Raw genomic sequence first — 7,410 nt, 5'->3', positions numbered from 1 at the left:
CCAAATGTCGATAAAAAGAATGTATTCATCTCTCATCCTCCTTTATTGAGATTTGTTACTATTCTCTTTATCGGCAGGATGAGAGATTTTTTTTAGCTTTTTTTCAAAAATTCACGAAACTCCAGTTTCTGTTTTCATAGTTTTTTTACAGATATAATATGCCTCTGCAACCTCTTCTGTAATTTGTTGGGCAAGGAGTTGATAGTCAATTTCGAGTTCTTTTAAGTTTTCTTGGGATAGTTTTATGGTATTTTGGGTCTTGCCGCGATCAAATAGATTTTGAGAGAGTGAAAGAGAAAGAAAGGGATTATAGGGAGGATAGGCAGGTTCTTCCAATAAATCAGTGATTTTTTCTTCTCCGAGGTTAAATTCTACAGGATATTTCTTTCTCTTTAACCATTTGGTGTAAGAAAGTCCACCGCTAAGATTAAGTTTAGGATACATCTCTGATTGAGACATCTTCACCTGATGTGATGCCTCATCCAATTTCTTCTTAAAAACAAGGAGTTGCTTATTGTTATCTAAGGCAATCTTGACCGCATCTTTTACCCCAAATAGAGTGATACCCTCCACCGGGTAAATTTGAGAAGCCACCCCTTCCTTTATAAAAAGAAAGATAGTCATGAATAAATAGAAAGATGTTGCTAGTACTGAATTTAACAAAACTTGTCTGCTCATCATTTAACTTTTTCTATCAATAGTGTGCTAATAATCCTTTATTTCTGGCAATCTTATCCGCCATTTTATACCATAATATACCTAAGAATAAATAAAAGATAGAATTTAATAGTAATATAACAATCTCACCATTTCTAAATAACACAATAAAATTTTGGTCTTGTAATATTGTGAGTCTTATTAATTTTACTCCATAAATCAATGGTAAAAACAAGGTAAGCCTTTGAAGATTAACAGATAAATCCTCTATAGGAAAGATAGCTAATCCCAGTGGGAAAATGGGAACAATTAAGAATAATGGTCCTATCCTTTTAAAGATTAATGTCATACCGGCTAAGAAGAATCCAAATCCACACAGTCCAAGGAAGGTTAATATGAATATCGGTAAAGTAGAGATTAATTTGAGTTCTAAATAAATTCCGGTTGAGAGTTGAAATATATAGAAGAAGATAGGGAATATGACCGAAATATATAAGAATACAGACAATACCCTGGCTAATAATATATATATTGGTCCAGATTTAGAGATATAAAGTTGTTCTAACAGACCTGTTAATGCTTCGTTATGCCATTGTTCACTCATATATGTGGTAGCCGCAGCGGCAAAAAGCCAGATTAAATATCCCAGTATCCAACCTTCTGGAGTATTACCTAAGAATATTGGCTCTTGATTACCATAGGCAAATTTGGCAGAATAAAAAATACCTAAAAACATAAGATATACACAACAGATGCCACCTATTGCCTCCATAGGATACCTCTTTATAAAAATGTAATCCTTTGTCATCTCTGCTTTAATGAGTAAAATAAAATCTCTCATTTGAATATCCTTTTGTTAATAATGTCCCAATAATCCTTTATCCCTGGCAATCTTATCCGCTATTTTGTATCCCCATACCCCTACCAGGAAATAACATATAGAGTTTAAGACTAATACTAAAACCTCACCATTTTTGAGTAAAGTAAGGAATCCTTGTTCCTCTAACAGTATAAGTCTAGCTAATTTTATCCCCTGGCTAAGAGGGAAAAATCCAGCAAGTACCTGAAGTTCATGAGATAAAGTTTCTATAGGAATCATGGCTAAAACAAGGAGTAAAATAGGCATCAGCAGAAGTAAAAGATCTATCCTTTTAAAGATTAATGTCATACCGGCTAAGATGAATCCAAATCCACATAGTCCTATGAATGTAAATATCAATATAGGCAAAGTAGAACTTAATTTGAGTTCTAAATAAATTCCGGTTGAGAGTTGTAATATATAGAAAATAATTGGTAAAAATATAATTGTAGATAAAAGAGCAGCTAATGTTCTTGATAATAAGAGTAAGATAGGCCCCATAGGACATAAATAAACTTGCTCTATAGTTCCGGTTAATGTCTCTTCTGATATATCATTACTCATATCCTGAATTCCAGAGGTAGCAAAAAGCCACATTAAATATCCTATTATTATACCTCTGGCAGTATCTCCAAAGTTTAATGGGATATCTTTACCTACCATTGCCTTAGCCCCAAAGAATATAGCCATAAAGAATAGATAAGTTATAAAAAGGCCTATAATGGTATCTATTGGATATCTTTTCAAAAAAATAATCTCACGGACTATGTCTGCTTTAAGAAGTAACAAAAAATTTCTCATCTTTTTCTGGCACCATCTGAAAATAGAGTTTTTCTAAATTTACATCCTCCTTACTAATTTTTATTATATTTAAGTTCTCTGATTTTAAGATATTAATAATTTCATAGAGAAGATTGGGATGAGTGAGATTTATACTGAGTTGTGTGTCAGTTCCGTCAATATTCTCTTCTAAATAAGAAATTTTACTTAATTTATCTTTAGCTTCTCTGCTTAAAGTCCCTTTTATTCTAAACTCATAATGTTGAGCTTCAAGGAAGTTTAAGAGATTCTTGACAGTATCACAGACTATTATTTTGCCTTTATTTATAATAGCTATTCTATCACAAATCCTTTGAGCCACATCCATTTGGTGCGTCGCAATAATTATTGTTTTCCCTTCTTCTTTAGCAATTTTTATGATTCTTTCCTGTAATTCCTTTGATGAATGAGGGTCTAATCCTACGACAGGTTCATCTAAGAGAAGTAATTGTGGGTTAGTAACTAATGCAACTGAAATAGCTACTTTTTGCTGCATTCCCCTTGAAAGTTTCTGGGTTAGTTCATTTTTTCTCTCATCCAGGGAAAAGAAATATAATAATTCATCTATTCTCGTCTTTATTTGCTTTGTTCTCATCCCCCGAACATTACCAAAATATCTTAAATTTTCATATGGTGTTAATCTCCAGTAGATATTTCTACTACCTTCCAATAACACGCCTATTTTTCCCATAGCCTTTTTCCTCTCTTTGTTAATATCATCTCCATCTATTAGCACTTGTCCTCTAGTAGGATTTACTAAGCCGCATATCATTTTTATGGTAGTAGTTTTTCCTGCGCCATTTGGTCCTAAGAAACCTAATATCTCTCCCCTTTGGACTTCTAAGTCTATGTTATCAACAGCTATCGTCTTTTTTCCCCCAAGAAAAGTTTTATATTCCTTTCTTAATCCCTCTAATTTCAATATAGACATTAAATTACCTCCTCGTGGATAAGAATATCATATCTATATGAAAAAGTCAATTTTTTTATATCTTTTACTCATCCTAAAAAGTGCTAATTCCTGGACAAAGTTCTTTCCATCAAACGAAATACCTTCTACTGTCACCGGAAGTAAATGAATATAAAACATTACAATATTCATCATGAAACCTATATAGAATAATGTAATGTTGGTATAAAAATATGGTATGAGGAAGATGAAGGCTAACATGAGATTTACAAATGGACCCGCGATAGGACACCATAGTCTTTTACCAAATCTTTCAAATCTAAACTCAAATTTTGTTAAAATTCCTCCAGCTAAGCATACCTCAAGACATTTGTATTTAAAAGGTGTTTTGACTACATATTCTACTCCTTTAACTAAGTGAGTGACAAATACATGACCAAATTCATGCCCCCAGAAACATATCTGGAATAATAATAAGAATGATAGAATATTCCACATTACTTTCAGATATTCTGAAAATGGAGGTAAAATTTTAAAGATAATAAAAAGAGGTAGAAAGATTAAAGATTCGGTTATCAGTGTAGGTAAACAAAAAAATATAAATACCTTCCATAGCCCAGAATGCAAATTTAAGTGATCAACCTTTATTGAATAGTTAAAATTTAATATATCACTTCCTTCGTTATCATTTTTTATCTTTTGCTTTAGAATCTGAATTTCTTCAGGAGAAAACTTCTTACCTAATAGTTTTAATGTAGTCAATATGATGGAGAAATTAGAGGGAGCAATATTATAAATATCTATATGAATATCATCTCTCAAGGAAGAAATGTCAATACTTTCTTCTAAGTGCTTGATAGAGAGGACATATCCTGTTATTATTTCAAGAAAGAAACTTACTAATAGAATTAAAATAGATAGGTAAGAAAGCTTGTAGTAAAGTTGAATACTACTCATACTTAGTTAGTACAGCTATAAGCACTACTATAATACCTTTGATTCTATCCATGTTTTAATAACTTTCTTCCTTCAAGATCGCGAATGCATTTAATAGTATCTTTTACCACCTCTGGTTTAGTAATTTCTATTTCAAATTGATTAAAGATAATTTCTACTATATTTCTAATTTGTTTAGTTCCATTACATAACTCAAAAATAGTCGCCGCGGTAGGATTCAAATAATCAATACAACCTAATGATTCATTAAGAACTATTCCTATCCCTTCAGGTTCTCTCCGATATAGTAGATGTTCAACTTTTTTAGGACTCTCGGATAATATCAATTCATAGATATCCATTCTATTTTACCTCCTCTATTGAAATATCTTTTGTGATAAAAGGAATTATATCTTTAAATTTCATCAAATCATCATTGGACTGTAAATGTTCAATAAATTCGTTAACCTTTGGATGTTGCCATGCTCTACGGGCAACCCTCCAAATTTCCTCGAAGCTATTTTCTCGTATATTTCCAAGTTTAAATGGTGCAGTACAATCTAATCTGATATCTCCAGTAGGTCTTATGATATATCCTCTATTTGGCTCTAATCGACATGTACGGAGAACTAAGGCAACATCTGCAGCTAATTTTATACTCATACAATTAACATATTCAGTAGATTTAGCCTCTATTATTTTATAAAATTCTTCTCTTTGCTTTTTGTGTAGTTTAAGATTCTTGTGAATTAGAGCAGCTCTTCCTGTAAAGACAGCTTCTTCTGTTATAAATTCTTTTGCTCCAATTTCAGCAGATAAATCTATCATTTGTGGTAACTCATGAAGATTTTTATCCATTAGAGTATGGGCTATAACCAAAGGAATACCACTATCTGCTACCAGCTTCCCGGCATAAACAGCCCTTTCCCAACTACCTTTTACACCCCTTATTTCATCATGGATAGAAGGAGTGGCTCCATCTATACTAACTTGTATCTGTGCATACTTATATTTCTTTAATCTATTAAAAACCTTCCTGTCTAAAAACCACCCATTTGTAATAAATAATATTACTACATCATGTTCTAAAAGTACATCCATAATAGTAAAAAGGTCATCTCCTAATAATAAAGGTTCACCACCAGAGATAACACATTCAAAAATTTGCATCCCACATAATTCTTCTACTACTTTAACCCATTCTGAGATGGTTAACTCATTGGGAAGTTTTTGTCCAGAGTTATTATAACATTGAATACATCTTAAATTACAAGCATTAGTTAATTCTAATTGGACCCCAAGTGGTGCGGCGAAATATTCTGTTGGTAAGAGTCTTTTATTTATAAAATCCTTAATTCTATATTCGTAAACCTTAAGATACTCTTTCCCTTCTCTATTTTTCCAACTAAGATTATATTTCCTTACCGGTATAGGTTGTGTTTTAAGAGGACTTGTATCCTCCATTAATTGCTGATATTCCATTGACATTAGATATTCCTCCTCATCAAAAAATTAAATTTTTAAATTAATAATAAAATTGGGTAGAGAGAGCTAATATTTAATTTTCTTCCCTTCAACTTAACATTTTATTTTGTTATGTTCCCTCGTATATTTGCCTGAAGAGCAGGACTTGCTCTTCTAACAGCCCGCCTAGCCCTATAGGTTGCTATTGCAGCAGCTCCAACTGAGGCTGATGCAGCTGCTAAGAAGAGTATCGCAAATACATGCGCAAAAAAACCTTGAAAATCTTCTGGTGAACCTACAGCCGGTTTAATATACTTCATTTTAGATTCATTCATTGTTTTATTCACCTCCTCTTCACTCTTTTTTGGGAGAAGTTTCTTAAATATATTCTTAAACGACCTCCCTCTTTTCTCCCTCTACCCAACCTTTCTTACTAAACTATATTATACCATATATTGTCATAATTGTCAAGTAAAAAATATTTAAAAATATAAAATTTTTAAAATAATACTTATCGTTTCTGTATTTTTAAAGAGAATTGTGATATAAATTAAAGAGATAGGAGGGAAAGATGGAAGAGTTACGAATTAAACTGGGAAATAGAATAAGGGAATTAAGAAAGGCATTAGGATTAACACAGGAAGAATTAGGGGAGAGGGCCAACTTGCATAATACTTACATTGGAGCTGTAGAACGAGGAGAAAGAAATTTATCCATTGAGAGTATTGAAAAAATTGCTAAGGGACTTAATATTGAGATTAATGAACTTTTTACCTTTCCTCCGGCAAAGTTACTATCACAGCATGAGATAATAATTTCAGAGATTATAGAACTAATCAGAAGAGGTGATGATAAAACTATTAAGATAATCAGTAGGGCTTTAAAGGAAGTTTTAGAATGGCAGAAAGAAAAGATTTAATCAAATGTTACACAAGAAAATTGCCTCGTGTCCTAAAGTATTTAACTTTATCTATATTTCTGCTGATGTCTGCGGCGAAGACTAACCAGAATTTTATCTATTTGCATAGCCTTCTCACCTCCACCTCCTTTTTACGCTCTTGGATAAAATTGGGCGTTGAGTTAATTGGTCTTCACAGACCGCAAACTTTTCCTTCTCCCAAATTCCTTTCCTTATCAATTTTGGAGAAAACGGTCAAATTAATTTTATGAAACGCAAATCTGAAGTGCCAAACCTTAATCTTTCTAATTTGTAACCTGTTGATAACACAAGATTTATTTTTTGAAAGAACTTAGGAAAAAGTATTCGGTCTCTTAGAAAGACACAAAAATTTACTCAAGAGAGTTTATCTGAAAAGGTAGAAATAACTCCTAAATATCTTGGCCAGATAGAAAGGGCAGAGGTTAATCCAACTATTACCATCCTTAAGAAAATCGCTCATGCATTAGGAATTACTCTCTCGGAGTTATTTTCTTTCTCTAACTCAGATATTTTCTTAACTCGAAAAGAACTATTATCTTCAAAGATTATTAGCTTTGTAAATAATCTTAACGAAGAAAGGATAGGCTTTCTTGAGGAAATTATAGAGAATATATTTAAGTGGGTTAAGAGAATGAAATAAGGGGGGTGGTAGTGAATATGCCAACTTTAATACTTTCTAAGTTCAGTAATTTGAAGGGAAAGTTTATCTTTAGAGATAATTTGTCGCCACTAATATTTTGAAAAAATGTTAAAAAATCTTGACAAATAAGAGAAAATAGTATATAAAAGTAATTGTAATCGTTCAGATAACAATTCACCGCAGAG

At 32.0% G+C, this 7,410-nt stretch carries 10 protein-coding genes; 2 read left to right on the top strand and 8 right to left on the bottom strand.

The genetic code is table 11. The features are described from left to right. Nucleotides 1–111: 111 nt before the first annotated feature. From AB1414_12130 to AB1414_12095, 8 genes are all read right to left on the bottom strand, one after another. Nucleotides 112–624, bottom strand: a complete 513-nt coding sequence (locus tag AB1414_12130) for a TolC family protein (GenBank protein ID MEW6608171.1) — start codon at nt 622–624, stop codon at nt 112–114. A 70-nt stretch (nt 625–694) separates the two neighbouring features. After that, the gene (locus tag AB1414_12125) at nt 695–1,498 is read right to left on the bottom strand and encodes a hypothetical protein (protein ID MEW6608170.1); all 804 of its coding nucleotides are present in this window, start codon (nt 1,496–1,498) and stop codon (nt 695–697) included. A 15-nt stretch (nt 1,499–1,513) separates the two neighbouring features. Then, entirely contained in the window at nt 1,514–2,263 is a 750-nt protein-coding gene (locus tag AB1414_12120; GenBank protein MEW6608169.1) for an ABC transporter permease, read from the bottom strand. Between the two features lie 28 nt (nt 2,264–2,291). Beyond that, nucleotides 2,292–3,266, bottom strand: a complete 975-nt coding sequence (locus AB1414_12115; protein ID MEW6608168.1) for an ABC transporter ATP-binding protein — start codon at nt 3,264–3,266, stop codon at nt 2,292–2,294. Between the two features lie 33 nt (nt 3,267–3,299). Further along, nucleotides 3,300–4,202, bottom strand: coding sequence for a hypothetical protein (locus tag AB1414_12110; protein ID MEW6608167.1), 903 nt, complete (start codon nt 4,200–4,202; stop codon nt 3,300–3,302). A gap of 44 nt (nt 4,203–4,246) precedes the next feature. Further along, the gene (locus AB1414_12105; protein MEW6608166.1) at nt 4,247–4,543 is read right to left on the bottom strand and encodes a PqqD family protein; all 297 of its coding nucleotides are present in this window, start codon (nt 4,541–4,543) and stop codon (nt 4,247–4,249) included. Between the two features lies 1 nt (nt 4,544). Beyond that, nucleotides 4,545–5,669, bottom strand: a complete 1,125-nt coding sequence (locus tag AB1414_12100) for a radical SAM protein (GenBank protein ID MEW6608165.1) — start codon at nt 5,667–5,669, stop codon at nt 4,545–4,547. Nucleotides 5,670–5,767: 98 nt separating this feature from the next. After that, complete coding sequence (locus tag AB1414_12095) at nt 5,768–5,980, bottom strand: hypothetical protein (protein ID MEW6608164.1); 213 nt, start codon at nt 5,978–5,980, stop codon at nt 5,768–5,770. Nucleotides 5,981–6,216: 236 nt separating this feature from the next. On the opposite strand from AB1414_12095, the gene AB1414_12090 reads away from it, so the two are divergent. Both AB1414_12090 and AB1414_12085 read left to right on the top strand, forming a co-directional pair. After that, nucleotides 6,217–6,564 carry a helix-turn-helix transcriptional regulator gene (locus tag AB1414_12090; protein MEW6608163.1) on the top strand — a complete coding sequence of 116 codons (348 nt, stop codon included), beginning with the start codon at nt 6,217–6,219 and terminating at the stop codon, nt 6,562–6,564. Nucleotides 6,565–6,907: 343 nt separating this feature from the next. Then, a complete protein-coding gene (locus AB1414_12085) occupies nt 6,908–7,225 on the top strand; it encodes a helix-turn-helix transcriptional regulator (protein MEW6608162.1) in 318 nt (105 codons plus the stop codon). Nucleotides 7,226–7,410: the final 185 nt, after the last annotated feature.

This window comes from bacterium (assembly GCA_040755795.1).
In the GTDB taxonomy this organism is placed as follows: Bacteria; UBA9089; CG2-30-40-21; order CG2-30-40-21; family SBAY01; genus JBFLXS01.
This window is presented reverse-complemented; position numbering and strand designations above follow the sequence as displayed.